This is a genomic window from Arthrobacter sp. M4 (assembly GCF_020251205.1).
Classification (GTDB): Bacteria; Actinomycetota; Actinomycetes; order Actinomycetales; family Micrococcaceae; genus Arthrobacter.
The window spans coordinates 245,189-271,669 of the sequence record NZ_JAIWYX010000003.1 but is presented as its reverse complement, the minus strand read 5'-3'; the positions used below and the strand labels follow the sequence as shown (position 1 = coordinate 271,669).

Below are 26,481 nucleotides of genomic sequence, written 5' to 3'. Positions count from 1 at the left end.
GCCGGGCCCTAAGCTGGCGCTGATGCCTTTCCAGGCTGGTGGAACCGGCGCCCATTGACTCGCTCAGAGGCGCCTACCCGGTCGAGGTAAGGAGTGATGCCACCAAGGAACAGGGGCCAGCCCGCGCCCAGGATCATGCACAGGTCAATGTCCTCCGGCGCCGCCACAACACCTTCGGCGAGCATGAGCCCAATCTCTTCCGCCAAGGCATCCTGTGTTCGCCGCAGCAACTCGTCGGCGGTGGACGGGGTGGAGCCAAACGAGAGGAGGGCGAGGGTAGACGCGGGAATCTCCCGGGCGCCGGAATCAGTGGCCGGCTCCGGAGCCCACAACTGCTTCACGCCGTTGTCGATCAGCTTTTGCAGGTTCTGTGAAACTGGGAAGCGCTCGCCGAAGGCACCGTGCAGGGACTCCTGCACATGTTGGGCCACGGGAAGGCCAACCATGGCGGCCAGGTCGAACGGCGTCATGGGAAGTCCCATGGGCCGCAGCGCCGTGTCCGCAATGGTGGCGGGGGTTCCTTCATCGAAGGCGGCGATAACCTCACCCATCAGCCGCAGGAGAAGGCGGTTGACCACAAAGGCGGGAGCATCTTTCACCAGCACCGCAGACTTCTTCAAGCCGCGTGCGAGTTCGAACGCAGTAGCCAGCACGCCGTCGTCGGTCTTCGGGGCCCGGACAACCTCCACCAGTGGCATCACGGCCACTGGGTTGAAGAAATGGAAACCGATCAGGCGCTCCGGATTTCGCAGTGCCTCAGCCATTGCGGTGAGTGATAGGGACGACGTGTTGGTGGCCAGGACGCACTCGGGAGACACGATCGCCTCCACCTCGGCGAACACCTGCTTCTTGACTGCCAGCTCTTCGAAGACGGCCTCGATTACCAAATCCGCGTCTGCGAATGCTTCCTTGGAGACCGCCCCCGTAACCAGTGCTTTCGTGCGGTTGGCCGAATCTGGGGATATTTTCTTTTTGTCCAGGAGCTTGTCGATTTCGCCGTGGACGTAGGCAACTCCACGGTCCACGCGTTCCTGGTCAATATCGGTCATCACCACGGGCACTTTCAACTGCCGTGCAAAGAGGAGGGCGAGCTGCCCTGCCATCAAGCCCGCTCCCACGACGCCTACTTTCGTTATGGGGCGCGCGAGGGAACGGTCGGGCGCTCCGGCGGGCCGCTTGCTTCGTTTCTGTACCAGATCGAGGAACGCGTAGACCGTGGCCCGGAATTCATCGGACTGCATAAGGATCGCCAACGTTTCGCACTCCAGGGCTGCGGATTCGGCCTGGGTCATGGTGCGATTGGCTTCCATGATGTCCAGGACCTTGCCCGGGGCCGGGGAGGCATTGGATGTCTTCGCCTCGACCAGGGCACGTCCGCTGGCAATGGCCGCGGACCAACGTCGGGCAACGCCAGGCTCGGAGGGATCCACTGCCTGGCTCCGCGCGGGTACAACCTCTCCGCTGAGCACCGAGGATGCCCAGGCAATGGATTGCTCCAGAAAATCTGCAGGCTCGAATAGTGCGTCGGCGACGCCCAGCTCAAAGGCCTGTGCCCCGCTCAGGGTGCGGTTGTTGCTGAGCGGGTTCTCGATCATCACCTTGACGGCGTTCTCGGGCCCGATCAGGCGGGGAAGCAGGTACACGCCGCCCCAGCCTGGGACGAGTCCCAGGAGGGCTTCCGGCAGGGCCAGCGCGCCAGCAGCCGAGGAGACAGTGCGGTAGGTGGATTGCAGCGCAAGCTCAAGGCCACCGCCCAGTGCCGCTCCGTTGATGAACGCGAAACTGGGGACTCCCACGTTGGCCAGGGATCCGTAGACGTGGTGGCCGAGCTGCGCCATCCAAAGTCCGTGTTCACGTTCCTTGAGCGTCTTTACGGCGGACAGATCAGCGCCGGCTACGAGGTAGTGCGGCTTTCCGGTGACGCCGACGGCGGCAATCTCGCCACGGGAGGCGCGTTGCCTAAGTACCTCCAGGACAGTTCCAAGCTCCAGGAGGGAGTTGGGGCCAAGGGTTGTGGGCTTCGTGTGGTCCTGTCCGTTGTCCAGGGTTACAAGGGCCATCACTCCAGGACTTGGCCGCCCAGTAGGGGCGGGCAAAGGTACGTCCTGCACATAGGAATGGGTGACCAGTTCACCGGGGAACTGTTCGGCAAGGTTCTTGAAATCGGCGGCGCTCATGCTGCGGCTCCTTCGGACGCTGCTTCGACAACTCTGTAGTCTGCATGGTGTGGGTTTTCCCAAATGATCGCGGCACCCATGCCCAGGCCTATGCACATGGCTGTTAGGCCGAACCGAACGCCGGGATCCTGTTCGAATTGCCGGGCGAGTTGGGTCATGAGCCTCACCCCGGAAGAGGCCAGCGGATGTCCGACGGCGATGGCTCCGCCGTAGCGGTTGACACGCGGGTCGTCGTCGGCGATTCCGAAGTGGTCCAGAAAGCTCAGGACCTGTACCGCGAAGGCTTCGTTGATTTCGAAAAGCCCGATGTCATCGATGGAGAGCCCGCTGTTCCGGAGGGCCTTTTCCGTTGCCGGCACGGGACCGATGCCCATCACGTGGGGCTCGACACCCGCATAGGCAAACGAGACCATGCGCATTCGCGGCGCCAGCCCCAGTTCCTCAGCAGCCTCGCCGGAAGCGAGCAAACAGGCAGTGGCCCCATCATTGAGCCCTGCGGAGTTCCCTGCCGTCACACGTCCATGCGGCCGGAACGGGGTGCGGAGCCCGCTCAGGTCCTGCATGGATGTTCCTGGCCTTGGCGGTTCGTCCACGCTGTGGACACTCCAGCCCTCGCCGGGTTTCTGCGCCGCCACGGGGACCAGATCGGGCTGGATCTTTCCGCCCTGGTAGGCTGCCGCGAGCTTCGCTTGGGATTCAACTGCGTAGGCGTCGGCACGCTCCTTGGTGATGCTCGGGAATCGGTCGTGCAGGTTTTCTGCAGTATTGCCCATGTTGAGGGCCGCCGGATCCACCAGTCGCTCGGAAACGAAGCGCGGGTTGGGGTCCGCGCCCGCTCCCATTGGGTGGTTGCCCATGTGTTCAACGCCCCCGGCAATGACGACGTCGTAGGCGCCAACGCCGATGCCGCTGGCAGTGGTGGTCACCGCTGTGAGTGCTCCGGCGCACATACGGTCGATGGCGAATCCGGGTACCGTGGCTGGGAGGCCGGAGAGCAGCGCAGCGGTGCGGCCGATGGTGAGGCCCTGGTCGCCGGTTTGGCTGGTGGCGGCGATGGCAACGTCGTCAATGCGTTCGGCCGGCAGGGAGGGGTTGCGCCGCAGAAGTTCGCGGATGCACTTGACCACGAGGTCGTCCGCCCGTGTGCCTGCATAGATGCCCTTGTCGCCGGCTTTGCCAAACGGGGTGCGGACACCGTCAACGAACACAACGTCGCGGACTGATCGAAGGGTCGGGTTCTTCCGGGTGGGGATCACGTGTACTCCTCTGGGACAGCGCGGCCCGGCGCGGGGCACGGGCAGGTAGTTGTCCGCTATGTTACTCGTGAGTAACTTAGCTGGCAAGGAGTGCGGCTGCAAGGGATTTGCGGACGCTGCGATCGGCTTGCCTAGTCCTGGGCGGCCTTGGCTTCCTTGGGAGGCAGCGGTTGGGGGTCAAGGAACGCCTTGGTGATGAGGGGCGTCGCAAGGGAGATCTGCCACTCACGGGCACCCAATGTCCTCAGCTCCTGCGCTATGGACTCCTCGGAGATCGTCCGCGGTGGACGCCATGCCACCCGCCTGAGGTAGTCCGGCGTCAGCAGGTTCTCCACAGGAAGTTTCAGCTCGTCGGCTTTGGCAGCCAGCAGCGGTCGGGCGGTAGCGAGCCGCTCGGCGGCATCCAGGTCCCGGTCGGCCCATACGCGGGGCGGCGGCGGAGCGTTTGTGGGCAGGTGCAGGGGCGGAAGTTCGTCGAGGCTGCGGGCCGTGGCGATGCAGCGCAGCCAGCGGGTGGCTTCCCGCTGGGCAGAACGGCCATGGAATCCTTTGGTGGCCAGTAGCTGTGGGACGGTGCTGGGAAGTGTCTTGGCTGCGGCCACCAGGGCAGAGTCCGGGATAAGCCTTCCGGGCGCGACGTCGCGCTTGCGGGCCAGCTGGTCCCGCTCCAGCCACAGCTCGCGTACAGCCGCCAGCTGGCGGCGATCCCTGATCTGATGTAGGCCGGACGTCTTGCGCCAAGGATCAACCCGCGGCGGAGCCTGCCCGGCTGCAAGGATCCCTTCGAATTCCTGGCGGGCGAACTCCAGCTTGCCGTCCGATTCGAGCAGTTCGATGAGTTCTTCCCGGAGTTCCGCGAGGACTTCGACGTCGAGGGCCGCGTATCGCAGCCAGGGTTCCGGAAGCGGGCGGGTAGACCAGTCCGCGGCTGAGTGTTCCTTGGCCAGTCCAAAACCGAGGAGTTGCTCGATGACTGCCGCCAGGCCGACCCTGGGCAGTCCGGCGAGCCTCGCTGCAAGTTCGGTGTCGAAGAGTTTGTCAGGCCACATGCCGAGTTCCGACAGGCAGGGCAGGTCCTGGGTGGCTGCGTGGAGAATCCATTCGACGCCGCGGAGCGCCTCGTTGATGATCTTCAGGTCATCGAACGGTTCGGGATCGATGAGCCAGGTCCCCGCGCCTTCACGGCGGATCTGTACCAGGAAAGCCCGCTGGCCGTAGCGGAAGCCCGAGGCGCGTTCGGCGTCGACGCCCGCGGGCCCGGTGCCCGCGGCTATGGCGGCAGCGCATCGTTCCAGGCCCGCCAGCGTGTCGATGACGAGGGGGACACCCTCACGGGGAACGTCGAGATCAATGATCACCGGGACCTTGGCGTCAAAGCCGTCTACCGTGATGTGTTGAGCGGGTTCAGCAACCGGGTCGCCGGTTGTGGTGTTATCCGGATCTTGTGGGGTCATGGTGTGACTAGTTTACCGACTGACAACCGAAAGAGAGCTTGATTTGCGTGCTTCATGCGCGGCCAGGACGCCTGTACGGCAGGGGAGTGACGCCGTCGGGAAGCGGTGGGAGCCCCGCGAAAGTGCAGACCATGTCGCACCAGGCCTCCAAATGGTCCTGTACGTCCGAGGACGTGGGTGTCCACGAGGCGCGCAGTTCAATGTCGATGGTGTCCGGGCGGTCTTTGAGGGTGCCGAAACTCTCGGACAGGACGCGGGTTGCCGTACCACCCGCCGCCCGGTAGGGAGCGGCGTGGTTCTCCAGGGCTTCGACCAGCCAGGTCCAAGCCACGGAACCGAGCATGGCGTCGTTGCCCATCTCGGCATCCAATTGGGCGCGAATATAGGTCACGATCCGGAACTGTCCTTCCCAGACAGGCGAACTCTCCGGGTCGTGAAGGAGGATAAAACGTCCGGTGGCGAGTTCTTCGCGGCCTTCGTCGGCGGCCTGGACGGGCCCAGGCAGTCCGAGGGTACGGCGCGAGCCGGCCTTAGGCCCGGCAGGGCCGGCCCAGACCTCGGCGCCGAGTGCCACGGCGTACGGGGCCAGGCGTGAGGGCGCCGGTATTTCTTCAAGGTGCAGTTCGCTGCGGCACCGTGCTTTTCGAAGCGTTCCCAGAGCGTGAAGAAAGTCCGCGGGAACCTGTGCTAGTGCGTTCACTTTGGCAGATTATGCGGGCGGGGCGGCGATTCACGGCAGGCACGCCGCCCCGCGTGGCCACCTTATCTGGCAGCCAGCTCCCGTTTGATTGCGGCGACAAAGGCATCGACGTCTTCCTCCGTCGTGTCGAAGGAACACATCCAGCGCACTTCGCGGCGGGCCTGGTCCCAGTCGTAGAACCGGAACTCCGGCCTGAGGCGGTCTGCCAGGCCTTCCGGGAGGATCGCGAAAACGCCATTTGACTCCGTGGCCTGAGTTGGCTGGATACCCTCGATCTGGTCCACGGCTGCCCGAAGCCGGGATGCCATGGCGTTGGCGTGCGCGGCGGAGCGAAGCCACAGTCCGTCCTCCAGCAGCGCGATGAACTGCGCGGAGATGAACCGCATCTTCGAGGCGAGCTGCATGTTCATTTTGCGGAGGAACATCAGCCCGTGGGCCGCGAGCGGATTCAAGGCGACCACCACTTCGCCAAAAAGCAGCCCATTCTTGGTGCCGCCGAAGGAGAGGATGTCCACTCCGGCGTCGCGGGTAAACTCCCGCAACGGTACTTGGAGGTGTGCCGCGGCGTTAGCCAGCCGGGCACCGTCCATATGGAGTTTCATTCCCTTGGCATGGATATGGTCGGCAATCGCGCGTATTTCATCCGGGGTGTAGCACGTCCCCAATTCGGTGGTCTGCGTGATGGAGACGGCAAGCGGCTGGGCGCGGTGTTCGTCGCCGAAGCCCCACGCTTCGCGGTCGATGAGTTCCGGAGTCAACTTGCCATCGGATGTTGGGATCTGCAGCAGCTTGATGCCGCCTACCCGTTCAGGGGCGCCGTTCTCATCCATGTTGATGTGCGCAGTGGAGGCGCACACCACAGCTCCCCAGCGGGGGAGCAGGGACTGTAACGCAAGGACGTTAGCACCTGTCCCATTGAACACGGGATAGATTTCGATGCCGGTACCGAACTGCTCTTCCATCACTTCGCCAAGGCGCTCCGTGTAGGCGTCCTCGCCGTAGGAGACCTGGTGTCCGTCGTTGGCTGCTGCCAAGGCGGCAAGGATCTCTGGGTGGGCGCCGGAATAGTTGTCCGAAGCGAATCCGCGGACAGACGCGTCGTGCAGTCTTTGCGCGGGATGCGTATTGGCCTCGGCCACCCGGGCACCGGTTCCTTCGGTGGCCTCAGGCAGCAGGGCTGGTGCTGGGTTGTTCACTTGTTCGTTCACGCTTTCAGTCTAGGGAGGGCGCCAGGAGGATCGTGCGGCCGTTGATCTCGGCGGCTGGCCGGTCAAAGAGTCCGACGGCGGCAGCGGCCAGGTCCCTGACGTCCGTGAACTCCGAGTAGTCACGCTCGGGACGACGGCGACGCATGCCGTCGTCGACCAGTGCCTGCAGCGCGAAGATCACCGCGGCGCTGTGCGGCCGCGGCCCAAACCCCTCCGCGACGGCGCGCGTCCAGGCTTCCGCGGCCGACTTCGCGGCGGCGTAGTTGGCGCCCGCCGCCGTCGGATGTGCGACGGCGGTGGACGTCACCATCGCGAAGCGCCCCTTCGGCGACCCTGCAAGGTCGTCGAAGAATACCCGGGTCACGTTTCGAACAGTGGTGATGGCCGAACGCGCCAGGAAGTCCCAATCGTCGTCGGACTGGTCCGTGATGCCATTGGCTCCCCGCCAGCCACCCACCAGATGGATGACTCCGTCTACTGCGCCTGCCTTGGCGTGGATGGTGTCGGCGAGCATCCGGACCTGCTCCAGCGAACCGAGGTCGCACACAAGGGGCGTGATCCCTTCGCCTGCCTGCGCCGCAGCTGCGCGGATGCGGCCTTCGTCGGAGCCCACCGTGAAAACGCGGTGGCCCGCAGACCTCGCGGCCCGCGCCGCCGCTATGCCGGAGGGGCTGCTGCCGCCGGTGACGAGCACCGTCAGCGGGCCAATGTGCGTGCTTCCCTCCATCAGGCTCCATCCAAGGCTGTGGCTGCGGTGATCCCGGAAGTTGAGGCGACAACCGTGCGCAGCTTTTTTTCGAGGGCTTCGTAGAACATGGACAGCGGGAATTCGTCGTCCAGGACCTGGTCGGTGAGCCCACGAGGCGGGCCGTCCAAGGCCAGGGCGTCAGGCCCCTTTGCCCACACGGACGCGGGGTTGGGCGTGAGCGTTGCCGAGATGAGGTTGTACGCGGCGATCCAGTGGGCCGTCTTGGGCCGGTCGATGGAACGCCAGTAGAGTTCCTCAATCCGGGCGCCGAGCTCCACCACGACGCCGGGGGCCTCCTGCCAGTCGATGCTCAGCTGGCTGTCGGTCCAGTTCAGCACCCGATGCTGGTGCATCCACGCGAAAAGCAGCTGGCCGCCCAGTCCGTCATAGTTCCTGACGCGGGTGCCCGTTATGGCGAATCGGAAGATGCGGTCGAAGATCACGGCGTACTGCACCAATTTGGCATGGCGACGGGCCTCGGCAGGCGCGGACTCGTCCCGTTCAATCCGCACCGCTTCACGGAAGGCTGTGAGGTCGCAGCGGAGTTCCTCAAGTGAATACAGGAAGTAGGGCATGCGCTGCTTGATCATGAACGGGTCGAACGGAAGGTCCCCGCGCATGTGTGTCCGGTCGTGGATGAGGTCCCACATCACGAACGTCCGCTCCGTGAGCGCTTGGTCCTCCACGAGCTCGGCTGCCCCTGGCGGCAATTGCAAGGACGTCGTTGCCGCGGCGGCCTTGAGCACACGCCGGAAGCGGGCTGCCTCCCTGTCAGCGAAGATAGCCCCCCAGGTGAACTTCGGAGTGGAGCTGACCGCCACGGTCTCCGGGAACAGTACAGCTGAATTCGTGTCATAGCCGGGCGTGAAATCGAGGAACCGGATCGGTACAAAAAGTTTGTTGGAGTAGTTGCCGGCCTCCAAGGTTGCGATGAAGTCCGGCCAAATGACCTCAACCAAAACAGCTTCAACGAGCCTGCTGGTGCTGCCGTTTTGCGTGTACATGGGGAAGACCACCAGATGCTGGAGGCCGTCCGCACGATATTCCTGGGGCCGGAATGCCATCAGGGAAGAAAGGAAGTCCGGGACTCCAAAACCGCTATCCCGCCAGGCACGGAAGTCCTCGGTCACAAGTTCCAAGTAGCCGGCATCGTGGGGGAAGTACGGAGCGAGCGTCTCGATGGCTCCCACAATGGCGTCGACGTACACCGTGGCCGTCCCATGCCCGGTTGGATCAGGGATGGAACCGTCCTGGGCCTGGAGGGGCTGCAGTGCGGTGGCAGCGGTCTTGAGTGCGATCCATGCCGCGTTGTCGGGCGTGATTTTTGCAAGGGGTGCGGCGGCAATAGTAGTCATCGTAGGGCCCTTTCGGTGCGAGTGCGTCCTTGTGATGCGAGCGTATCCCTACAGCAGATCCACTAATGCAAAAAGTGATCAAGCATTAGAAACTCTGTTGCTAGACTCCCACAGGGATGCCCCTAGCCGCAGCCAGGGGCATCGATCCGGCCCGGTACTTTGTGGGGAAGCTACTCCGAATCGTCAGCCTTCACCAGACGCAGGGAAATGGAATTGATGCAATACCGCTGGTCCGTTGGCGTCCCGTATCCCTCGCCCTCGAAAACGTGTCCGAGGTGCGAATCGCAGGTGGCACAGCGTACCTCGACACGGTCCATTCCAAACGTCCGGTCGTGGAGGTAGCGAACCTTGCCTTCGGCGGCAGGTGCCCAGAAGGACGGCCAACCGCAATGCGAGTCAAATTTCTCCCGGCTGGTAAAGAGCTCGGTCCCGCAGGCCCTGCACTCATAGACGCCCTCAGTGTGCATATCCCAATATTCCCCGGTGTAGGCGCGCTCTGTCCCTGCCTGACGGAGCACGCGGAATTCCTCCGAAGTCAGTTCCCGCCGCCAGTCCTGATCCGTCAATGACTTGGGATCGGACCAGCGCGATCCGTCGCGATTGCCGAGGAAAGCCGGCGACGTGAACGCTTCCCCGCTCAGGGGACCTGTTGACGAAGGCGTCGCCGGGGCCTGTGTTCCCGCGGCACGGTCGGGCTGCTGTGAATTGCTCATGCAATGGCCAACGTTTAGGAGTCCCCGATAAATCCCGAACCCGCGTAAAGGTGAAGCACCGGCAACCCAAGCTGGTCCTGTGCCTTGTTGGCCCAGTCCGTATGCAAAGTGTCAGCGATGGCGTGCGGCCGCGTCACCACAACCGCCTGGCCGGCATCGAGTTCGCGCACCTTGGCGACAAGGCCGGCCACTGCACCGCCACTCACGATCTCGCCCGTGACCCCGCCTCCAAGTCCTTGCAAGGCAGCCAGCGATGCGGCAAGCGTCTCATTCGCTGCGGTGCGCTGGACCTCCGGATCGGGCGCCGAAGACAGCAACTCGCGGAAAGCCTTGGCAATGTCAAGCATGGACAGGTTTTCCAGGAAGTCCACCAGCAAATGGCGCTCTGTGTTGGCGGGCACCAGCACAACCAACGGAGAGCTTCCGCCGTCCACCAGCTTGGCGATATTGATGCGGTCGTCCGCCCCCAGCGGTTCTTCAGTCAGAATCACGATTGGATCGCTCATGCACCCAGCGTAGTCCCCACGGGGCGCTGCCAGAACGTCCCACAGCCGGTGATTTGGCGGCCAGCGGTCTGCACAAAGTGCCTCCGTGTTCAGTGCAGAATGGAGGAATGCCAGCCAAAATCGTCGGCGACGCCGCGCCATCTCGTCCTCTTTCGCCAAGAGCCGCACTGGCGGCGGGGTTACGCGCGTCCGACTCCGGAGAGGGACGACGAGGACCATCCGGCCCTGCCTGGGCCGCCATTGGCGCAGCGGTCGGTGGGGGCGTGGCTGCGTTGCTCGCTGCTGGCTCGTCGGCGCTCGCAGTCTATTTCGCCCGCCGGATCATCACACCGGTTCGGATACGAGTAGAGGACCAGGAGGTCCTGGCGGTCCTCCGGGACGGAGTGCAGCGCAGTGTCATCCTTGCCGCCACTCCGGACACAACCGTGGATGGCGTCTTCAGCCTGATGTTCGACGGCGGCAGGGGCCACGCGCGGATCGGCAGGATCCTTTCCTACTCACCTGGGGAACGAACCGTGCAGCGAGTCGTGGAAGAGGTCTACAGCGGCACGCTGGAAACGGCCCGACGTGGCTGGTGGAGCGGTGCAGTCTATCCAGGGCCCGCCGAAGCCGGCTTGTCGTACGAGGACGTGACGATCGCCGTCGAGGTTGGTCCGGCACCGGCCTGGCTTGTGCCGGCAGGTACTGAAGCTTCTTCGGACGTGTGGGCCATCATGGTCCATGGGCGGGGGGCGACTCGTACGGAGGGTATTCGGGCGGCCAGGACGGTCCGGTCCTTGGGCTTGCCGAGCCTGCTGATCTCCTATCGCAACGACGGCGTTGCGCCCTCGGCACCCGACGGCCGTTACGGGCTTGGCGGAACGGAGTGGCGCGACGTGGAGGCCGCCGTTGAATATGCATTGGGTCGCGGTGCCCGGGAAGTTGTTCTTTTGGGCTGGTCGATGGGCGGCGCGATATGCCTGCAAACAGCGGACCTGTCGCGCTACCGCCATCTCATCCGGGCGCTGGTGTTGGATGCACCCGTCCTGGACTGGGTCAACGTCCTGGCCCACCACGCCCGGCTCAATGGGATTCCCTACGCTGTGGGACGGTACGGCCAGCTCATGCTGGGGCACGCACTGGGTCGGCGGCTAACCGGACTCGCGGCCCCGGTGGATTTCAAGGCCCTGGACTGGGAAGCGCGGGCCGTCGAACTAAGGACTCCCACACTTATTGTGCACAGCGTCGACGACGACTATGTCCCGTACGGGCCCTCTGCCAGCGTGGCAGCGAAGAACCCGGAAATGGTGACGTTTGAACCCTTCCACGGGGCTCGCCATACGAAGGAGTGGAATGTCGACCCCGAAAAATGGGAGCGCGTGGTGAGTGCCTGGCTCAGGCGGCAGCTTGTTCCGCGGCAACTGGTTGCCCCCAACGACCGGGATGATTAGACGAGTGTGCGGATCCGGGCAGTACTGGCGGATGTAAGCCTGACCAGGTCCCCCGGAGCAAGTTCGATGTCCAGGCCACGGCGGCCGCCCGACACAAGGACCGTGTCGAATTCGAGGGCCGAGTCGTCCACCACGGTTGGCGAGGCTTGGCGCTGGCCGAGGGGTGAGATACCCCCGAGGACGTAGCCGGTGCGGCGCTCCGCCGCCTTGGGATCAGCCATGGCGGCTTTTTTGGCTCCCAACGCGGCGGCCACGGCTTTGAGGTCCAGGTTTCCGGAGACGGGGACGACGCCGACAGCCAACTTCCCTTCGACGTCCACCATAAGCGTCTTGAAGACCCTCGCCGGGTCAACACCCAGGGCTTCAGCGGCTTCCAGGCCGAAACTGGGAGCCGATGGGTCATGCGTGTAGGGGTGGAGTACAAACGGAACGCCGGCCGCAGCCAGGACGGCTGTGGCCGGCGTTCCCTGTGACGTCGTTTTCTTTGCCACGTGAGAAGTCTGCCTAGTTTCGCAGGCGGTCGGCCGCGGCAACCTTGCGTTTGATTCGACCGAGCATCGCGGTCATTCCGCGCATACGGAGGGGAGTGATTGCACGGGTGAGGCCCAGCAGTTCAGGCATGTCGTCCGGAACCGCCAGGATCTCGGATGCGGTCAAGCCATCCAGGCCCTCATGGAGGACGCCGGCAAAGCCACGCGTCGTCGGTGCCTCGGCAGGAGCCTTGAAGAACAATCGGTAACCGGTGGTTTCGCCGTCGTCCTTGCGTTCCGTTTCGATTGTCAGGAACAACGGGGACTGGCACTCGACTACCTGTTCCAGCAATTCGGGGTGGTTTAGCAGCCGCTCCGGCAGTTCCGGCAATCCACGGGAGAACTCCAGCAACAGCTGGAGGCGTTCGGGCTCGGACAACGCCTGGAAGTCGTCAACGATTTCCGCGAGGGCGGCGGGCAAGGTGTTGGTACTCATCACTTCAAGTTTAAGGGGTCGCGGGCCAGAACCCGTTGTCTGGGTCGCAACATTGCGGCAGGGGTGCCGTCGCCCGCCTTCCGGCGGCCCAACGGCACCCCTTGGATACCTCAGCGCAGGCTGGATATTTACTTGGCCGGGACGCTGCCGCGCTCGGCACCCTTGACGATCGGCACGCGGACAGCGTTGCCCCATTCCGTCCAGGAGCCGTCGTAGTTGCGGACGTTCTCGAAGCCCAGCAGGTACTTCAGGGCAAACCATGTGTGGCTGGAGCGCTCACCAATGCGGCAGTAGGCAATGACGTCGTCTCCGGGCTTGAGGTCAGCTTCTCCGAAGTAGAGGGCTTCAAGGTCCTGGCGGGTCTTGTAGGTGCCGTCTTCGGCTGCCGCACGGGCCCAAGGGATGGAGGCAGCGGTGGGGATGTGGCCGCCGCGCAGCGCGCCTTCCTCCGGGTAGGCAGGCATGTGGGTGCGCTGGCCCGTGTATTCCTCAGGGGAGCGGACGTCGATCAGCGGGTTGCCGAAGTGCGCCAGGACGTCTTCCTTGAAGGCGCGGATCGGGGCGTCGTTCCGGTCGATGACGGGGTACTCACCGGCGGCGGGAGTGGGCACATCGGTGGTGAGTTCGCGGCCTTCGGCGATCCACTTGTCTCGGCCGCCGTCCAGGAGGCGTACGTCCTCATGTCCGAACAGTGTGAAGACCCAAAGGGCGTAGGCGGCCCACCAGTTGGACTTGTCGCCGTAGATGACCACAGTGGAGTCACGGGAAATGCCCTTGGCCTGGGCCAGGGCGGCGAAACCTGCGCCGTCGACGTAGTCGCGGGTAACCTCATCGTTCAGGTCGGTGTGCCAGTCGATTTTGACGGCCCCGGGGATGTGGCCGGTCTCGTACAGCAGGACGTCTTCGTCGGATTCAACGACAACCAGCTTGCCATCGGCGACGGCGCCGGATTCCAGGGCTGCGGCAAGCCACTCGGTAGAGACCAAGCGTTCCGGGCTGGCGTACGCAGAGAACTTCTCGTTCTGTTCAACGGGATAGGGCATGTGTATGGCCTTTCACTGACAACGGACGGGACCGGGCCGTGGACACCCTGTGGCTGCCCGGCGTGTCCAACACTAGCGACGCCTCGCCGGGATTGCTTCGGGGCCGTTCATATGGGGACATATGGCCTTCATCACGAATCCTCCAGGCCCCCTGTCTTGCCGGTATTCTTGCTGGGGATAAGTGACTGGCAGAATGGACCACCTTGGTACAGATCGAACAACTTGCTGCGCGTAAACCGGCCGTTTCAGTGGCCGAACTCCTGCAGGGCTTTTATCCATCCCCACGCTTTGGGCAGGTGTCATTCGCCAGCTACCGTCCCGATCCTGCCCAACCCAGCCAGTCGGGGGCCGTCAAGGCGCTGGAGCACTTTGCCACCGGCGTGGGCTCGGACTCAGGTGGTGGCCTGTTTAAGAAGCTGTTCGCCAAGAAGTCCGACTCCCGAGCGGGAATCTACCTCGATGGTGGCTTCGGTGTAGGCAAGACGCACCTCCTGGCCTCGCTGTGGCACGCAACGCCCGGCCCCAAGGCCTTTGGCACGTTCGTGGAGTACACCAACCTGGTTGGTGCCCTGTCCTTCCGCAAGACCGTCGATGCCCTCAGCGGCTACAAGCTCGTGTGCATCGACGAATTTGAACTCGACGACCCGGGCGACACCGTTCTGATGTCCCGCCTGATGCGGGAGCTGGCCGACGCAGGAGTCAGGCTGGCCGCCACATCCAACACATTGCCCGGGGCCCTGGGCGAGGGGCGGTTTGCCGCCGTCGACTTCCAACGCGAGATCCAGGTCCTGGCTGACCAGTTCGACGTCGTCAGGATCGACGGCGAGGACTTCCGCCACCGAGGGTTGCCGGCAGCGCCGGCGCCGATGAAGACGGAAGACCTCAAGCACCGGATGCACGCGGAGTTCGACGGGCAGACCGTGGCGGTGGACGATTTCCGCACGCTCGTGGACCACCTGGCCGGTGTGCATCCCAGCCGCTACCGCCAGTTGATTGACGGGATCGACGGCGTTGTGTGGCGGAACGTGGAAACCATCACCGAACAGGCGGTTGCCCTGCGCTTTGTGGTCCTCGCCGACCGCCTTTACGACAAGGACGTGCCGATCCTCGCCAGCGGGGTTCCTTTTGACAAGATCTTCACTGAGGACATGATGGCGGGCGGCTATATGAAGAAGTACTACAGGGCAGTGTCCCGCCTGACTGCGCTGGCCCGCGAAGGCCAGAACCACGAGCCCTCCTAGACGTTCCGAGCTGGTAGTAATCCTCTCGGGGACTCAGTAGCCCATCAACACTGGCTTTAAAACGCCGAGGGCACCGGCGCCGCCTCGCGGCGGGACCGGTGCCCTGTTGACGTTACTGAATGGCGCTCCAGCCGGATCTACCGGCTGCCTGGCCTCTTCGCTGAGGGGCGCTTACGCGTCCTGTCCGCTCAGCGAGGCGACGTAATCGGAAGCGGCACCTTGGACTGCATCAACTTGCTCGGCGAACTTGCCGCCGGTCTTCTCGTCGACGAAGTCTCCGGCCTTGTCAATGCCCTCCTTGATGGCTTCCTCGTTGCCGTCAATGAGGTCCTGAGCCTTGCCCTTCAGATCGTCAAATAATCCCACGGGCACCTCCTTTCCGTCGCGGAGCCAGGTCGCTCCTCCGGATTCGATCGTAGACCTGTGTCATCGGAGCTGCCAAGGCATTTAGCCAAAAACGTGGATGTTGCGTTGCGGTGTAGCAACACGCCTAGACGCGGCTTGATTCCAGGTGGCGCGGACTCGAGGGATTCATGAGGGAGTGCCTGCGGCCATAGCCAAAGTAGATGGCCAAGCCAATGACCAGCCATACAGCAAAGCGCGCCCACGTCGCCCAGTGCAGCTGCGCGATGAGGAAGCCCGAGGCCAACACGCCGAAGGCCGGGAGCACCGGCATGAGCGGCAGGCGGAACGTGCGGGGTGCGTCCGGTTTACGGTAGCGGAATACGATGACCGCTACGCACACCACCACGAAGGCAGCAAGGATGCCGATATTCGTGAGGTCGGCAACTTCCTTGATGGGGAAAACACCGGCCAGAAGGGCGGATGCGGAACCGGCAATCCACGTGACTCGTTGTGGCGTTCCGTGCTTGTCCGTAGCGGCGAACCAAGACGGCAGGAGGCCGTCGCGGCTCATACTGAACCAGACGCGGGTTACTCCCAACAGGAACGTGAGCATAACAGTCAGGATGGAGAGCACCGCGAAGACCGAGATGATGGTGGCGATTACCGGCAAGCCAACGCCGGCGAAGGCGGAGGCGAAGCCGGCCTTGGGGTCGATGTCCTGGTAGTTCTGCATGCCAGTCAGGACCAGGGTCGCTGCGACATAGAGCACCATGGCGATAACGAGGGAAAGCACGATTGCCTTCGGCATGTGCTTCTTGCCGTCCTTGGCTTCCTCCGCTGCGGTGCTCATGGCGTCATAGCCGAAGACCGCGAAGAACACCGTGGCGGCGCCGGCGAAGACGGGACCGAAGCCGCTCGGCATGAACGGGTTGAAATTGCGTGTGTCGATGTAGAACACGCCCAGGCCAATGATGAAAACGATCAGCAGCACCTTGATTGCCACTGCCACAAGTTCGAACCGTCCGAACGTTTTGGTGCCCCTGCTGAGGATCCACGTGACCAGGAAGCAGACCAGAATGGCTGGCACGTTGATAACGCCGCCTTTGCCTTCGTCCACGGTGGAGGTCATCCAAGCCGGCATATGGATACCGATTCCGGACAGGAAAGCGTCGAAATAGCCCGAGATTCCAATGGCAACGACGGCCACGATGGCGATGTATTCCAGCAGCAGATCCCAGCCGATGAACCAGCCAATGATCTCTCCCAGCGCGACGTAGCCATAGGTGTATGCAGAACCGGCCCGCGGGATCATCCCGGCAAATTCCGCGTAGGAGAGGGCGGCGGCACCGGATGCCAGCCCGGCAACCAGGAACGAGATCAGCACTGCGGGGCCGACGCCCGGGTTGTTGGCGTCGCCGTGGGCTACCAGGCCGGCAAGTGAAAAGATTCCGACGCCGATAATGCCGCCAACCCCGATGGCAGTCAGCTGCCAGAGCCCAAGGCTTTTGAAAAGTCCGCTGTGCCGGTTTTCTTCCTCAATGTCCGCGATAGGTTTTTTGCGCATGACCGATCGGGCCAGGCTTTGCTGTGTCATGGCTGCTCCTTGCCAAAGGTAGGGAATAGGGCCAGAGGTAGGGGATAAGGGCCGTTGAACAGTATGCGACGCGAATCACATGAGGAAAAGCGATTTTTATTGAGGACTATTGATCAGCTTTGCCGATGATTTGTTCAACTGGGCAAGAGACTACAGGTAGTCAAAATGGAAGATGGGCAACAAAAAAGGCAGCTCCTGGGAGCTGCCTTATGCGTGGGCGATACTGGGATCGAACCAGTGACCTCTTCCGTGTCAGGGAAGCGCGCTACCGCTGCGCCAATCGCCCCGGACCGGCGGGATGCACCGGGTGGGTTAAAGAAAAGAGAGCGGACGACGAGATTCGAACTCGCGACATCCACCTTGGCAAGGTGGTGCTCTACCAGCTGAGCTACGTCCGCATGATGTGAACCAATGGTCCATCATCAACAGGCAAGATTCTTGCCTTGGTGGGCGATACTGGGATCGAACCAGTGACCTCTTCCGTGTCAGGGAAGCGCGCTACCGCTGCGCCAATCGCCCAGAGTTCCGGCATTGCCGGAAAATCATGGTTTCACCGAGGTGGGTACGGGATTCGAACCCGTGTATACGGCTTTGCAGGCCGCTGCCTCGCCTCTCGGCCAACCCACCGTGTTGGCAGGAATTCCTAGCGAATTCTTGCGTTTACAGTGTCCTGCGAGCGGACGACGAGATTCGAACTCGCGACATCCACCTTGGCAAGGTGGTGCTCTACCAGCTGAGCTACGTCCGCATTGTTGGTTGTGTTTCCGGGCCCTTTAGGCGCTCCGTCGCTCACCAACGAGTAAAAACTCTATAGGAGGTTTCTGGAAACTCCAAATCGAGTCCTCTGGGGAGCGCATGTGCCCCCTTGGATCCTTGATTTGACGCGGAATTTCGGGCTTACATCCCTGTAATTCCAGATATGTGATTCGAGGCGCTGTTCAGCGCTTTGGCAAGTTCGGGCACTCACTTCAAGCAACTTTCTGGACGGCGGGAAGTCGATTTTTGTTTACGCGACGGGTGGGCTAGCATTTTTATGCACCGGGCGATTGGCGCAGTGGTAGCGCGCTTCGTTCACACCGAAGAGGTCACTGGTTCGAACCCAGTATCGCCCACATATATTCAGGTCCCGGCCGGCATTAGCTGGCCGGGACCTTTGCGTTTGCTGGACCTCCCGTTGCTGGACCTCCCGTGTGCAGTTTCGAACTACCTGGATGGAACTTAGGGGCCCACGTTCAATGTCTGAACCATATGCAAGAGTGTCGGTATGACAGATCCGTTGCTTGCCCATGCAACCGAGTATGGCCGGATGTATGCCCGGTCCACTTCGGAACCTTTCGCCGTCCCGTCCATCACCACGGTGATCGGACAGCAGGCCCACAGCCTTGACGGATGGTTCAGTTACATGGGAGCCAACAGTCTGGCCCGTGATCCGGAACTTCCCGAGCTCCTGGGCAGTCCCGCCCGGATTCGTCAGGCGGTCAATAAGGCGGCACGCGCCGCGGAGGTCTATAGGGAGGATGCAGCCCGTCGCGGGGATCGGGTCCACTACTACTGTGAGCAAGTGGCATTGCGGGCGCTGGGCCGTCCGCACCGGATGCAGGAAGCCCGCCAAGACTTGTCCACCCATGGCGAGGAAGCATTTGCCAACCGATTCGATGAGTGGTGGGAGTTGTTCCGCGTTGAGCCGCTAGCGCCGGAAATCACCATCTGGAACGCGACAGTAGGCTACGCAGGCACCTTGGACCTAGTGGCCAGGATCAATGGCCGAACGTGCCTTATCGATTACAAGACCAAGGGGACAACAAGGGACGGCACGGTGAAACGCCTCGACGACAAAGTCGTGATGCAGTTGGTGGCTGGAATGAAGGCCGAGGAGAGCCTGGTGGATCCCGTGGCGGGGGAGTGGGAACCCTGGAAGCACGGGGACGACCCTGTCCTGTTGGCTGTCGCAATTGGCGAGACAGAGGTCCGGCCGCAAAGGGCCAATCCCGACGTGCTCAAGCACCATTGGTGGAAGTTTTGTGCCTTGAAGCGTGTATGGGAAATGTCCGCAGACACAGCGGCCGCCGGGTCCGCCCTGCTGCCCATCGCGCCGCCGTCGTACGCGCAGCCCTCCACTAAACTGGCTTAGGCGCCTTTTGACAGCCCGAATCCCACTCCGACAGCTAAGGACACCTGACGCATGGCCATCTTGAGTATCCGAATCATCGGCGACCCGGTGCTGCGCACCGTCGCAGAGCCGGTGAAGGACTTCGGACCCGAGCTGGCGCGGCTGGTTGCCGACATGATGGAAACCATGGAGGACGTTGACGGTGCCGGCTTGGCAGCGCCGCAGATCGGAGTAAGTCAGCGGGTTTTCACGTATCGGATGGACGGCGTGCGCGGCCACGTCATCAATCCCGTCTTGGAAAACAGCGAGGATTTCCAGGCTGAACAGCCCGAAGGGTGCCTGTCCATTCCCGGGCTCGGATATCCCGTGAAGCGGCATCGTGCCACCCGGCTCACAGGCGTTGACATGCACGGCAACCCGGTTTCGATCGAAGCTGAGGACCTGCTGGCTCGCATCTTCCAACATGAAACCGACCACTTGAACGGCATTCTTTTCACGGACCGCCTCGAAGGGGACAACCGTAAGTCGGCCTTGCGCGCTATCCGGAATGCCAACTACGACTCGGTTGCAGCGCGTACCGCTGCCGAGCGCGCCAAGACAGTCGGTTCATCCTTCGGCGCGGGCAGCAGCTTTGGCCGCCCCGGCACTGGAGCGTCCGCATGAGGGTGCTCTTCGCCGGAACCCCCGCAGTGGCAGTTCCTTCCCTGGATGCCCTTATACGTTCAGGGTTCGATGTGGTCGCAGTCCTCACCCGCCCGGACGCCCCGCTCGGCCGGAAGCGCATCCTTACGCCATCGCCCGTTGCCGCCCGGGCCGAGGAACTGGGTATTCCCGTGATCCGCGCCGCAAAGCTTGACGCGTCGGCCGTGGAGAGTATCGCCGCAGTTCAACCGGATGTCGCCGCGATCGTCGCCTATGGCGGCCTGGTTCCCCGGAGTGCCCTGGATATCCCCCGCCACGGCTGGATCAATCTTCATTTCTCCCTATTGCCCGCGTGGCGGGGAGCGGCACCTGTTCAACGAGCACTGATCGCTGGTGACGACATCACAGGTGCGTCCACGTTTTTGCTGGAGGAAGGCCTCGACACGGGTCCAGTATTTGGGACCCTCACGGAGGACATCCGCCCGGAGGAGACTGCAGGCGAGCTTCTGGACCGGTTATCCCTCAGCGGCGCCGAACTTCTTGTCCGCACGCTGACCGCGGTCGACGCCGGTGCGGCCGCCCCGGTGCCGCAATCCGGTGATGTGACACTCGCCCCAAAGTTGGGGCTCGACGACGGGCGTCTGGACTGGAATCAGCCTGCCCTTGCGCTTCACCGGCGCGCCCGCGGCGTCACGCCCGAACCGGGTGCCTGGACGACGCTGGCCGGGCAACGCATCAAGCTGGAGCCGCTAAGACTGCGTGCGGATGCAAACCACCTCCCTGCCGGCCACGTACGCCTTGACGGTGGTGCCGTCCTGGTGGGCACGGGTTCGCACCCTGTTCAGCTGAGTCGGATCCAACCGGCCGGCAAGAAGATGATGGACGCCGCAGCCTGGGCTCGAGGCATGGCCTCCGTTGAAAGCGTGGTTTTCGAATGAACAACTCAAAAGGGCACGGAACCGGTTCCGGCAATGGCGCAGGTCCGGGTCGCGGTACTGGTTCCTGGCGGGGCTCAGGCACTGGCGGAGGGAAACCGCGATCGGGTGGTGGAGGCCCCACTGATGGCGGCCAGGGTGGCGGTGATAGACACCGCGACCATCAGGGCCGCGAACGTAACCGGGGGCCGAAACGAGGCTATTCAGCCACAGCGCCCTCCCAGCGGACGCGGCGTGCGGAACCGGCGCGCCTTGTCGCTTTCGAGGTGTTGCGCGCCGTCGCTGCGGAGGACGCTTACGCCAACCTGGTCCTGCCAGCAAGGATCCGGCACCATCGGCTGGATCGCCGGGACGCAGGCTTTGCCACTGAACTCACGTACGGCGCCCTCCGAGCCCAAGGAACCTACGACGCCATTCTGGCCCAGTGCGTCGACAGGCCGCTCACTCAGCTCGATCCTGCGATCCTGGATGCTTTGAGGATAGGCGTCCATCAACTCCTGGCAATGCGCGTGCCGGCGCACGCCGCGCTCGACCAGACGGTTGGCCTTGCCCGGGCAGTCATCGGCGCCGGACCATCGTCACTAATAAACGCGGTACTGCGCAGGGTTGCGGCCCACGACATCGACGGATGGCTCGGCATCCTGCTCAAGGACGAGACGGACCCTGTGCGGATCGCGGCGGTAAAGCATGCCCATCCTGAATGGATCGTCCGTGCCCTTCGACAGTCCCTGGTTACCCACGGCCGCCCCGTCGACGAAATCGACCTCCTGCTGGAAGCCGACAACGACGCCCCGGTGGTCAACCTCGTTGCTCTTCCCGGACTTGGCAGCTTGGATGAAGCCTTGGAAAACGGTGCCCAGCCGGGACCGCTGGTAGAGGGCTCCGCGTTGTCCAGCGGCGGGGATCTGGGACGCCTCGCCACAGTGCGTGGGGGTACCACGCGCGTTCAGGACGTCGGTTCACAGTTGGTCGCCAGGGCAGTGGCGGCCCTGCCGCTAAGAATCGACGACTCCTCCCGGCCGGAACGCTGGCTCGACTTGTGCGCCGGACCGGGCGGAAAGGCCGCGCTTCTGGCTGCCCTCGCCCATCAGCACGGCGCAACGCTGCTGGCAAACGAAGCCGCTCCCCATCGGGCGCAGCTGGTTAAACAGGCACTCGCGCCAGTTCCGGCTAGTGCGTGGTCTGTACGCATAGGTGATGGTCGGGAGCTGGGAGTTGAGCAGCCTGGCTCCTTTGATCGGATCCTTGCCGACGTGCCCTGCACCGGCCTGGGTGCCCTTCGGCGGCGGCCAGAGTCGCGATGGCGGCGGTCACCACATGACCTTGCAGATCTGGGGCCGCTTCAGCGCGAGCTGCTTTCTGCAGCCATCCAGGCAGTTCGACCCGGCGGCGTGGTGGCATACGTTACGTGTTCACCGCATCCGGCGGAAACAACCGCGGTTGTAGAGGACGTCCTGCGCAAGCGGGAGGACCTGGAGCTAATCGACGCCGGCGCGGCCCTCGATGCGGTCAGCCTTAGCGCGAACTTGGGCGCCGGCCACGGGCAGACGGCGCAGCTGTGGCCCCATGTCCACCGCACTGATGCCATGTTCATGGCGCTCATCCGCAAGAAGCCTTGACCGTTCCAGCTACCACGCTGCCTAGCCTTCACTCACAAAACGAGAGGACCGCCGTGTCTAAGTGCTGTATCAACCCCAGCATCCTGTCTGCGGATTTCGTCAACCTGGAGACCGAGTTAAAGCGGATCAGCAACGCCGATGCGGTGCACGTCGATGTTATGGATAACCACTTCGTCCCCAACCTCACGTTGGGCCTGCCGGTGGTGCAGCGCATTCAGGCGGTGAGCCCCGTTCCCCTGGACGCGCACCTGATGATCGCGGACGCAGACCGCTGGGCGCCCGCATATGCGGATCTTGGGCTGGATTCGGTCACGTTCCATGCCGAGGCCGCTATCGCACCCATCAAGCTGGCACGCGAACTGAGGGCCCGCGGTGCCAAGGCAGGCATGGCGCTCCGCCCGGCCACGGCCCTTGAGCCTTACCTGGACATGTTGCCCGAGTTGGACATGCTGCTCATCATGACGGTGGAACCGGGGTTTGGCGGACAGGCGTTCCTTGACGTGACCCTTCCGAAGATTCGTCGGGCTCGTGCCGCCGTGGACGGTTCCGGCGTACACGTGGCAATCCAGGTGGACGGCGGCATCACCGAGGAAACCATTGTTCGGGCGGCGGAGGCCGGAGCCAATGTATTTGTGGCCGGTTCTGCCGTTTACGGGCACCAAGACCCGGCAGCTGCCATCGATCGCCTGCGCGCCGCCGGCAGCCGCTGAATATTTCTCCCGCTGACGGGAATAGCACGTGGCACGCCGAGGTTGTGCCACAATAGCAACACACATTACGTGCTCCGGGGTCGGTGTAAGTCCGAACCGGCGGTCATAGTCCGCGACCCGTGAGCCGAAGTTCCCATCCCATGGATGGGAACGTCGGCAGGCGGTTGAACCGGTGGAATTCCGGTACCGACAGTTAAAGTCTGGATGGGAGAAGCACGTACAGCGCTGTGTGGCATCCGTTGATGCTGTGCAGTCTGCTGTCGTTCACCCCCGGAGCCATCGCGGTCCCGAGGGAAGGAACGACGCATATGGACTCTTTGCGATGGCTCTTCGACGTGCGAGTAGCGGGCCAGCCTGCTGTTCCTGCACACCATGAAATGAGCTTTACAGCTGAGGTGGCCCTATGACGGCCGTCCAGCATGACATTCACGTTTTTCCGGTGTCCGGCGCCAAGGTCCCGGCCGGAGCTACGGTCACTGAAGTGGCCGCCATGAAGGAAGCCCTCCAAGCTGCGCTGGGCGGCCCGCGCGGCGCCAACCCCCTGGTTGGCGCCGTCATCCTCGACTCGAGGGGACACACCATTGCCACGGGATTTCATCGTGGCGCGGGTACGGCGCATGCCGAAGCGGACGCTATCGCCGAAGCGCGGCGGAGAGGCCTGGACCTAGCTGGCACCACCATGGTGGTTACGCTCGAACCCTGCAATCATCTGGGGCGTACCGGTCCCTGTTCACAAGCGATCATTGCGGCCGGAATCGCACGGGTCGTGTACGCAATTGACGATCCCCACGGTCCCGCCGCCGGAGGGGCACGAACCCTCCGCGCCGCGGGCGTGGAAGTGGTGGCGGGCGTCGAAGAGTCCGAGGCGCTGGAGCTGAACAGGGAGTGGTTCGAAGCGGTTGCGTCCAAACGACCCTTTGTAACCCTGCACATCGCCCAAACCCTCGATAGCCGGATAGCCGCTGAGGACGGTACCAGCCAGTGGATCTCCAGCCCTGAGTCATTGGCGGACAACCACGGACTGCGTGGCCTCATTGACGCCATCCTGGTAGGCACCCAGACCGTGCTGATCGACAACCCGCGCTTGACAGCCCGCGATGGGGACGGCCACGCCGTTGGCCGCCAGCCGCTGCGTGCCGTGATGGGACTTCGCGACATCCCTGAAGATGCCGCTGTGAAGGGAACTGATGGCAACTTCACCCATCTGCGGACCCGGGAGCCGGCGGAGGCCCTTTCGATGCTGTTTGAGCAGGGAGTCCGGCACGTCATGGTGGAAGGCGGCGCCCGAATCCTCAGTGCCTTCCTTTCCGCTGGCCTCGTTGACGAACTGGTGGTCTACATCGCGCCAACCCTCCTGGGCTCCGGTACGCCGGCGCTCCAGGGGCTTGGAATCAAGACCCTCACCGCCGCCCAGCATTGGGATTGGGACGACTCCGGAGGTGGCTCCGTGCGCCGACTCGGCAGGGACCTGAGGCTTCACCTCAAGCCTGTCCGACAAGGCACAGACACCCCCGGACAAAGCCATGCCCGGTCAGAAGAACAACGGCTTAGCGACAGTGCGATGCCCGCCGCGCACACCACAGGAGGACACTGATGTTTACCGGAATCGTTGCCGAGCAGGGCACGGTCCTGTCCCTGGAGCACAACGGCGACTCCAGCGCCACACTCCGACTGAGCGCTCCGAGTACGGCTGACAACCTGCCGCATGGCGGGTCGATCGCAGTCAACGGTGTGTGCCTGACTGCCACCGAAATTGCCGGCAAGGAATTCAATGTCGATGTCATGGGGGAGACACTGGATCGCACGACCATCGGCGAGCTCGCCCCAGGCGACAAGGTCAACCTTGAGCGATGCGTCCCGGCAGGCGGCCGCCTTGACGGCCATGTCGTCCAAGGCCATGTCGACGGCGTCGGCGCTTTGCTTGAACGCGAACCGCAAGGCAACTGGGATCGCCTTCGTTTCTCAGTCCCGGCCCGGCTGGCACGTTACATCGCCGAGAAGGGGTCCATCGCCGTCGACGGCGTCTCGCTCACGGTGACGGCCGTCAGCGAGGCCGCTGAACCATCTCCTTGGTTCGAGGTGGGACTTATCCCCACGACGCTTGAGGAAACCGGCCTGGGAGCCAAAGGCCTCGGCGGCAGGGCGAACCTCGAGGTCGACGTGCTGGCCAAATATGCCGAACGACTGCTTGCCTTTGCGGCTCGTCCCGCCGCCGGGCAGTCCCACACCGAACTCCGAACCCCCGTTGCCATTGGACAGGAGACCGCATCATGAGCGTCCGGACACACGAATTCATCGACACCCATGCGGTTCCTGCTGCCCAAGACCCAGGCCACGCTGCAACAACGCGGGCGCATTCTCCACATCGCGGCCTCGACCTCGTGGAAACCGCCGTTGCCGCAATGGCAGCAGGGCACCCCGTCCTGGTAGTTGATAACGAAGACCGGGAGAACGAGGGCGACATCATCTTTGCCGCGCAGCACGCCACCCCAGAACTTATGGGCTGGACCATTCGCTACAGCTCCGGCGTAATCTGTGTTCCCCTGGACGCGGCCCGTGCCGACGCACTGGACCTGCCTCCGATGGTGGAAGTCAACCAAGACTCCAAAGGCACGGCCTACACCGTTTCCTGCGATGCTGCCGCGGGGATCAGCACGGGGATCTCGGCATCGGACCGCGCCTTGACGTCCCGTCTTCTTGCAGAACCTTCCAGTACTCCAGCTTCGCTTACCCGGCCCGGGCATATTTTCCCGCTCCGGGCCGTTAAGGGTGGAGTGCGCGAGCGTCCGGGACACACGGAAGCCGCAGTGGAGCTCTGCCGGCTTGCCGGCCTGGAACCCGTCGGCGTGATTGCGGAAGTAGTGCACGACAACGGCGAGATGATGCGGCTGGACAGCCTCAGGGATTTCGCCGCGGTTCATGGATGCCCTTTGATTTCGATCGAGGACCTTGTGTCTTACTTGGAAGGCAAGGCTTCCGGTGGACTGGCATCCGGCACGGCAGTAGACGAGGAGAGATGATGACGGCAAGCAAGCACGAGGGCGCCGCGACGGCCTGTGCCCCCCATCCAGTGAGCGGCGGGCCTGTGGTTCAACTACCCACGGCCTACGGCGACTTTGTTGCCCAGGCTTGGACTGACTTGGCCACCGGCGTTGAACACCTCGCGGTGAGCTCGCAAACTCCGCCGCGCAACGGCAAGGCGCCGCTCGTCCGGCTGCACTCCGAATGCCTCACGGGAGACGTGTTGGGCTCGTACCGTTGCGATTGCGGTGAACAGCTTGCCTACGCCCTGGAGCTGATCCACGAAGAAGGCGGCACCCTTCTGTACCTGCGCGGACAAGAAGGCCGTGGAATCGGCCTCGCCAACAAGATCAAGGCCTATGCCCTCCAAGAGGCGGGGTTCGACACCGTCGAGGCCAATGAACAGCTCGGCCTCCCGGTGGATGCCCGCTGCTACAAGGCAGCGGCTCAGATCCTGGCGGAACTTGGCCTGCACGAGATCCGGTTGATGAGCAACAACCCGGATAAGCAAAACCGGCTTGCCCAGGCAGGTGTGAAGGTAGTCGAAATGGTTCCCACGGAAGTACCTTCGCGAGAGCAGAACATTAGGTACCTGCAGACCAAGAAGGACCGTATGGACCACTTGCTGAGCCTGGAGACAGAACATGCCGGATCAGCACGCTATGAAAACACCGGAACCTTTGACCACGAACAAGACTGAACGGAATC

The 26,481-nt window shown here is 63.4% G+C and carries 25 protein-coding genes, 6 tRNA genes and 1 riboswitch; of the genes, 12 read left to right on the top strand and 19 right to left on the bottom strand.

All coding sequences use genetic code 11. From position 1 onward, the window contains the following. Positions 1-8: 8 nt before the first annotated feature. The 9 genes from LD110_RS07745 to LD110_RS07705 form a co-directional block, all read right to left on the bottom strand. Positions 9-2,177, bottom strand: a complete 2,169-nt coding sequence (locus LD110_RS07745; RefSeq protein ID WP_225497927.1) for a 3-hydroxyacyl-CoA dehydrogenase NAD-binding domain-containing protein — start codon at positions 2,175-2,177, stop codon at positions 9-11. Continuing rightward, on the bottom strand, positions 2,174-3,433 hold the full coding sequence (locus LD110_RS07740; RefSeq protein WP_225497926.1) for a thiolase family protein: 1,260 nt from the start codon (positions 3,431-3,433) through the stop codon (positions 2,174-2,176). Before LD110_RS07740 ends, LD110_RS07745 begins: the two co-directional genes overlap by 4 nt. A gap of 131 nt (positions 3,434-3,564) precedes the next feature. Further along, positions 3,565-4,887: an HRDC domain-containing protein gene (locus LD110_RS07735; RefSeq protein WP_225497925.1), complete on the bottom strand. Its 1,323-nt coding sequence runs from the start codon at positions 4,885-4,887 to the stop codon at positions 3,565-3,567. Positions 4,888-4,939: 52 nt separating this feature from the next. Then, positions 4,940-5,587: a DUF3000 domain-containing protein gene (locus tag LD110_RS07730; protein WP_225497924.1), complete on the bottom strand. Its 648-nt coding sequence runs from the start codon at positions 5,585-5,587 to the stop codon at positions 4,940-4,942. Positions 5,588-5,649: 62 nt separating this feature from the next. Then, positions 5,650-6,726, bottom strand: coding sequence for a low specificity L-threonine aldolase (locus tag LD110_RS07725; RefSeq protein ID WP_225498118.1), 1,077 nt, complete (start codon positions 6,724-6,726; stop codon positions 5,650-5,652). A gap of 73 nt (positions 6,727-6,799) precedes the next feature. After that, complete coding sequence (locus tag LD110_RS07720; protein ID WP_225497923.1) at positions 6,800-7,522, bottom strand: SDR family oxidoreductase; 723 nt, start codon at positions 7,520-7,522, stop codon at positions 6,800-6,802. Beyond that, positions 7,522-8,898 (bottom strand): DUF6421 family protein, encoded by a 1,377-nt coding sequence (locus LD110_RS07715; RefSeq protein WP_225497922.1) that lies wholly within the window; start codon positions 8,896-8,898, stop codon positions 7,522-7,524. The genes LD110_RS07720 and LD110_RS07715 overlap by 1 nt, the downstream gene beginning before the upstream one ends. Positions 8,899-9,068: 170 nt before the next feature. Next, positions 9,069-9,611 carry a peptide-methionine (R)-S-oxide reductase MsrB gene (msrB, locus tag LD110_RS07710; RefSeq protein ID WP_225497921.1) on the bottom strand — a complete coding sequence of 181 codons (543 nt, stop codon included), beginning with the start codon at positions 9,609-9,611 and terminating at the stop codon, positions 9,069-9,071. Positions 9,612-9,625: 14 nt separating this feature from the next. Next, a complete protein-coding gene (locus LD110_RS07705) occupies positions 9,626-10,117 on the bottom strand; it encodes a hypothetical protein (protein ID WP_225497920.1) in 492 nt (163 codons plus the stop codon). Positions 10,118-10,224: 107 nt separating this feature from the next. Between LD110_RS07705 and LD110_RS07700 the strand changes: the two genes are divergently transcribed. Further along, the gene (locus LD110_RS07700) at positions 10,225-11,547 is read left to right on the top strand and encodes a S9 family peptidase (RefSeq protein WP_225497919.1); all 1,323 of its coding nucleotides are present in this window, start codon (positions 10,225-10,227) and stop codon (positions 11,545-11,547) included. On the opposite strand, the gene ybaK is transcribed toward LD110_RS07700, so the two are convergent. From ybaK to LD110_RS07685, 3 genes are all read right to left on the bottom strand, one after another. Then, a complete protein-coding gene (ybaK, locus tag LD110_RS07695; RefSeq protein ID WP_225497918.1) occupies positions 11,544-12,038 on the bottom strand; it encodes a Cys-tRNA(Pro) deacylase in 495 nt (164 codons plus the stop codon). The genes LD110_RS07700 and ybaK overlap by 4 nt on opposite strands. Before the next feature lie 13 nt (positions 12,039-12,051). Continuing rightward, positions 12,052-12,513 carry a SufE family protein gene (locus tag LD110_RS07690; protein WP_225497917.1) on the bottom strand — a complete coding sequence of 154 codons (462 nt, stop codon included), beginning with the start codon at positions 12,511-12,513 and terminating at the stop codon, positions 12,052-12,054. A 128-nt stretch (positions 12,514-12,641) separates the two neighbouring features. Next, positions 12,642-13,556, bottom strand: coding sequence for a sulfurtransferase (locus tag LD110_RS07685; RefSeq protein WP_225497916.1), 915 nt, complete (start codon positions 13,554-13,556; stop codon positions 12,642-12,644). 203 nt (positions 13,557-13,759) lie between these two features. Here LD110_RS07685 and zapE point away from each other — a divergent pair, with 203 nt between their 5' ends. Next, a complete protein-coding gene (gene zapE / locus LD110_RS07680; RefSeq protein WP_225497915.1) occupies positions 13,760-14,797 on the top strand; it encodes a cell division protein ZapE in 1,038 nt (345 codons plus the stop codon). A gap of 171 nt (positions 14,798-14,968) precedes the next feature. Here the strand turns inward: zapE and LD110_RS07675 are convergent, their stop codons facing one another. The 7 genes from LD110_RS07675 to LD110_RS07645 form a co-directional block, all read right to left on the bottom strand. Next, positions 14,969-15,169, bottom strand: coding sequence for an antitoxin (locus LD110_RS07675; RefSeq protein WP_225497914.1), 201 nt, complete (start codon positions 15,167-15,169; stop codon positions 14,969-14,971). A gap of 118 nt (positions 15,170-15,287) precedes the next feature. Beyond that, on the bottom strand, positions 15,288-16,736 hold the full coding sequence (locus LD110_RS07670; RefSeq protein WP_225497913.1) for an amino acid permease: 1,449 nt from the start codon (positions 16,734-16,736) through the stop codon (positions 15,288-15,290). A 214-nt stretch (positions 16,737-16,950) separates the two neighbouring features. After that, positions 16,951-17,022: transfer RNA gene (locus LD110_RS07665), tRNA-Val, on the bottom strand. A 39-nt stretch (positions 17,023-17,061) separates the two neighbouring features. Next, positions 17,062-17,134, bottom strand: a tRNA-Gly gene (locus tag LD110_RS07660). 46 nt (positions 17,135-17,180) lie between these two features. Beyond that, positions 17,181-17,255, bottom strand: a tRNA-Val gene (locus tag LD110_RS07655). 37 nt (positions 17,256-17,292) lie between these two features. Further along, a tRNA-Cys gene (locus tag LD110_RS07650) sits at positions 17,293-17,363 on the bottom strand. Positions 17,364-17,411: 48 nt separating this feature from the next. Continuing rightward, a tRNA-Gly gene (locus LD110_RS07645) sits at positions 17,412-17,484 on the bottom strand. 292 nt (positions 17,485-17,776) lie between these two features. Here LD110_RS07645 and LD110_RS07640 point away from each other — a divergent pair. The 10 genes from LD110_RS07640 (at position 17,777) to ribA (ending at position 26,473) form a co-directional block, all read left to right on the top strand. After that, positions 17,777-17,848 (top strand) — tRNA-Val (locus tag LD110_RS07640). A gap of 152 nt (positions 17,849-18,000) precedes the next feature. Next, positions 18,001-18,867: a cytochrome gene (locus LD110_RS07635; protein ID WP_225497912.1), complete on the top strand. Its 867-nt coding sequence runs from the start codon at positions 18,001-18,003 to the stop codon at positions 18,865-18,867. 51 nt (positions 18,868-18,918) lie between these two features. Further along, positions 18,919-19,509: a peptide deformylase gene (gene def, locus LD110_RS07630; protein ID WP_225497911.1), complete on the top strand. Its 591-nt coding sequence runs from the start codon at positions 18,919-18,921 to the stop codon at positions 19,507-19,509. Further along, positions 19,506-20,426, top strand: a complete 921-nt coding sequence (fmt, locus tag LD110_RS07625) for a methionyl-tRNA formyltransferase (RefSeq protein WP_225497910.1) — start codon at positions 19,506-19,508, stop codon at positions 20,424-20,426. The genes def and fmt overlap by 4 nt, the downstream gene beginning before the upstream one ends. Then, positions 20,423-22,042 (top strand): RsmB/NOP family class I SAM-dependent RNA methyltransferase, encoded by a 1,620-nt coding sequence (locus LD110_RS07620; protein ID WP_225497909.1) that lies wholly within the window; start codon positions 20,423-20,425, stop codon positions 22,040-22,042. Before fmt ends, LD110_RS07620 begins: the two co-directional genes overlap by 4 nt. Before the next feature lie 53 nt (positions 22,043-22,095). After that, positions 22,096-22,752, top strand: coding sequence for a ribulose-phosphate 3-epimerase (gene rpe, locus LD110_RS07615; protein ID WP_225497908.1), 657 nt, complete (start codon positions 22,096-22,098; stop codon positions 22,750-22,752). 65 nt (positions 22,753-22,817) lie between these two features. Further along, positions 22,818-22,973, top strand: a riboswitch (FMN riboswitch). Between the two features lie 182 nt (positions 22,974-23,155). After that, positions 23,156-24,346, top strand: a complete 1,191-nt coding sequence (gene ribD / locus LD110_RS07610) for a bifunctional diaminohydroxyphosphoribosylaminopyrimidine deaminase/5-amino-6-(5-phosphoribosylamino)uracil reductase RibD (RefSeq protein WP_374200313.1) — start codon at positions 23,156-23,158, stop codon at positions 24,344-24,346. Next, entirely contained in the window at positions 24,346-25,026 is a 681-nt protein-coding gene (locus LD110_RS07605) for a riboflavin synthase (RefSeq protein ID WP_225497907.1), read from the top strand. Before ribD ends, LD110_RS07605 begins: the two co-directional genes overlap by 1 nt. Then, positions 25,023-25,772 carry a 3,4-dihydroxy-2-butanone-4-phosphate synthase gene (gene ribB, locus LD110_RS07600; protein ID WP_225497906.1) on the top strand — a complete coding sequence of 250 codons (750 nt, stop codon included), beginning with the start codon at positions 25,023-25,025 and terminating at the stop codon, positions 25,770-25,772. Before LD110_RS07605 ends, ribB begins: the two co-directional genes overlap by 4 nt. Then, complete coding sequence (ribA, locus tag LD110_RS07595; RefSeq protein ID WP_225497905.1) at positions 25,772-26,473, top strand: GTP cyclohydrolase II; 702 nt, start codon at positions 25,772-25,774, stop codon at positions 26,471-26,473. Before ribB ends, ribA begins: the two co-directional genes overlap by 1 nt. The last annotated feature ends 8 nt before the right edge of the window (positions 26,474-26,481 follow it).

Coding starts and splice junctions, on each gene's coding strand:
- ribA (WP_225497905.1), top strand. CDS start 25,772: ATGACGGCAAGCAAGCACGAGGGCGCCGCGACGGCCTGTGCCCCCCAT.
- LD110_RS07745 (WP_225497927.1), bottom strand. CDS start 2,177: ATGAGCGCCGCCGATTTCAAGAACCTTGCCGAACAGTTCCCCGGTGAA.
- LD110_RS07720 (WP_225497923.1), bottom strand. CDS start 7,522: ATGGAGGGAAGCACGCACATTGGCCCGCTGACGGTGCTCGTCACCGGC.
- LD110_RS07690 (WP_225497917.1), bottom strand. CDS start 12,513: ATGAGTACCAACACCTTGCCCGCCGCCCTCGCGGAAATCGTTGACGAC.
- LD110_RS07605 (WP_225497907.1), top strand. CDS start 24,346: ATGTTTACCGGAATCGTTGCCGAGCAGGGCACGGTCCTGTCCCTGGAG.
- LD110_RS07715 (WP_225497922.1), bottom strand. CDS start 8,898: ATGACTACTATTGCCGCCGCACCCCTTGCAAAAATCACGCCCGACAAC.
- LD110_RS07635 (WP_225497912.1), top strand. CDS start 18,001: ATGACAGATCCGTTGCTTGCCCATGCAACCGAGTATGGCCGGATGTAT.
- LD110_RS07620 (WP_225497909.1), top strand. CDS start 20,423: ATGAACAACTCAAAAGGGCACGGAACCGGTTCCGGCAATGGCGCAGGT.
- ribB (WP_225497906.1), top strand. CDS start 25,023: ATGAGCGTCCGGACACACGAATTCATCGACACCCATGCGGTTCCTGCT.
- ribD (WP_374200313.1), top strand. CDS start 23,156: ATGACGGCCGTCCAGCATGACATTCACGTTTTTCCGGTGTCCGGCGCC.
- LD110_RS07670 (WP_225497913.1), bottom strand. CDS start 16,736: ATGACACAGCAAAGCCTGGCCCGATCGGTCATGCGCAAAAAACCTATC.
- fmt (WP_225497910.1), top strand. CDS start 19,506: ATGAGGGTGCTCTTCGCCGGAACCCCCGCAGTGGCAGTTCCTTCCCTG.
- LD110_RS07705 (WP_225497920.1), bottom strand. CDS start 10,117: ATGAGCGATCCAATCGTGATTCTGACTGAAGAACCGCTGGGGGCGGAC.
- LD110_RS07685 (WP_225497916.1), bottom strand. CDS start 13,556: ATGCCCTATCCCGTTGAACAGAACGAGAAGTTCTCTGCGTACGCCAGC.
- def (WP_225497911.1), top strand. CDS start 18,919: ATGGCCATCTTGAGTATCCGAATCATCGGCGACCCGGTGCTGCGCACC.
- LD110_RS07700 (WP_225497919.1), top strand. CDS start 10,225: ATGCCAGCCAAAATCGTCGGCGACGCCGCGCCATCTCGTCCTCTTTCG.
- msrB (WP_225497921.1), bottom strand. CDS start 9,611: ATGAGCAATTCACAGCAGCCCGACCGTGCCGCGGGAACACAGGCCCCG.
- LD110_RS07735 (WP_225497925.1), bottom strand. CDS start 4,887: ATGACCCCACAAGATCCGGATAACACCACAACCGGCGACCCGGTTGCT.